This is a genomic window from Lacticaseibacillus suilingensis, from assembly GCF_016861845.1.
Lineage (GTDB): Bacteria > Bacillota > Bacilli > Lactobacillales > Lactobacillaceae > Lacticaseibacillus > Lacticaseibacillus suilingensis.
Genome location: NZ_BOLV01000060.1, coordinates 1 through 1543, shown reverse-complemented (window position 1 = coordinate 1543; position 1543 = coordinate 1). Strand labels below are relative to the sequence as shown.

Sequence of the window (1543 nt, the reverse complement as noted above, 5' to 3'; positions counted from 1 at the left end):
TTACAGTAGGAATTGCCTAGCTGTTCGTCTTGCATCGCGTCATCGGCCAGCCCAGCGATTAGCTCACGGCCGGTCATGATCTGGTAGCGGTCACCATTTAGTTCTGTGTGAATGTCGTAGTCTTTCTCCACGTGGCAGTACGCCTGCTGCAACCTGCGCTCCCACGCCAGTAGATTTGTCCCGACAATGCGGTCAACGTTCCGATTGATGTTGCCAGTCATCCTCAGTCCCTCTACCTCCATGTCGCTTAGAACTGTGCTCACGGTTTCAGTCTTCGTCATGCTCGGACACCTCCGCATCTGCCGCTAAAGCTTGCGCCACCTGTGTCAGGCTATACTTGAAGTGCTCTAGCCTTGCAGGGTCAAAGCCTTGCATCGCATACCAGAAGCGCCAGCTAACTTTAGCCGCGTGCCAGTATTCCGGCTCAGTCGTCTTCTTGACGTACCGCATCCGCGCTCGGAATGCGGCTCTGTGTCTATCGTTCATGCTCGGCCACCTCCATCAGCTCCGGGTTCTCGTAGATATTACCGATGACTGTATATTCAATCATCACCGCATCTGGATAGCCGGAACCTATTTGAATATTCCACCCTTGATAAACAAATCTATCGCCATAATCTTCTTCGTGGTCTTGCTTACCATACTGAACAACGTCCACATCTCCATACTCATTTTTGACGATATCGCCTTCGTAGATTTCCCGTCCGTTATTGTCGTGCAGGCCGGTGTACTGCATGAGCGGAGAATGGCGCATACTCAACCACGCCTCATCGTCTACCAGCACCTCTTTTGTGTTGAGGTGAAGCTCGGCGACCTCAACCATTGCCTCACCGTCCCACGCTCGAAACTTAATCTCTCTCATCTCGCACCTCCGTTCAGCCAGTCCTTTTCACTCATCACCCGATCGCGTGTAAACCGCACAATTTTAAGGTCAGGCTTGTGCTTCTTGCGTTTCGCCGCGTCAGCCATCAGCCAGGAGCGGTACGTGGCCACCCCACCGTTGAAACGCGTTTCGAACACTTGACCGGTGGGGTGGCCATCGGAAACGAGCGCGAACAATTCTTCGGTTTGGTTCATCATTCGTTTACTCATCTCGCACCTCCCTTGTGATGTACTGGTTATCGCGTTCATCAAGCTCACGTAGCAGTCCTAATGCCATTGCCAGCCACCAGAATCGGTCTTCCTTCATAGGGCTACTCATCTCGCACCTCGGGTATATAGTCCTTGACCTTCACATCGTCGACCCAAACATCAGCATTAACTTTGGAAACCCGTTCTTTAACAAAGTCGATGACTGCTTGCCTAGCCTTTGGTTTCCAAGTACTTAGATTCGGGCAAGGATAGAGGTTAGCATCATACATCAGGAACTGAAGCACATGTTCGTTTGTAACACGATCATCGTGTAGGATTTCCTCAGTGCGAATCCCTGATCCACGTGTGAAGCCACCTTTGAATTGCTCATGTAAGTTCATTTCTCCTCCTCCCATTTCCAACCGTTGCCCCGTATAACGGGACCGGCTTTCTTAATTTCCTTAACCAGTCG

Annotated in this window: 5 protein-coding genes; all 5 read right to left on the bottom strand. The window is 51.1% G+C overall.

What is annotated here, in order from left to right; translation table 11 throughout:
- Window positions 1–281, bottom strand: a 281-nt coding sequence (locus JUF11_RS13055; RefSeq protein WP_204119935.1) for a hypothetical protein, incomplete at its 3' end; no start/stop codon positions are given.
- On the bottom strand, window positions 268–486 hold the full coding sequence (locus JUF11_RS13050) for a hypothetical protein (RefSeq protein WP_204119934.1): 219 nt from the start codon (window positions 484–486) through the stop codon (window positions 268–270). The genes JUF11_RS13050 and JUF11_RS13055, both read right to left, overlap by 14 nt.
- Window positions 476–862 (bottom strand): YopX family phage-derived protein, encoded by a 387-nt coding sequence (locus tag JUF11_RS13045; protein ID WP_204119933.1) that lies wholly within the window; start codon window positions 860–862, stop codon window positions 476–478. The genes JUF11_RS13050 and JUF11_RS13045 overlap by 11 nt, the downstream gene beginning before the upstream one ends.
- Window positions 859–1092, bottom strand: coding sequence for a hypothetical protein (locus JUF11_RS13040; RefSeq protein WP_204119932.1), 234 nt, complete (start codon window positions 1090–1092; stop codon window positions 859–861). The genes JUF11_RS13045 and JUF11_RS13040 overlap by 4 nt, the downstream gene beginning before the upstream one ends.
- 101 nt (window positions 1093–1193) lie before the next feature.
- The gene (locus JUF11_RS13035; RefSeq protein WP_204119931.1) at window positions 1194–1472 is read right to left on the bottom strand and encodes a hypothetical protein; all 279 of its coding nucleotides are present in this window, start codon (window positions 1470–1472) and stop codon (window positions 1194–1196) included.
- Window positions 1473–1543 lie beyond the last annotated feature (71 nt).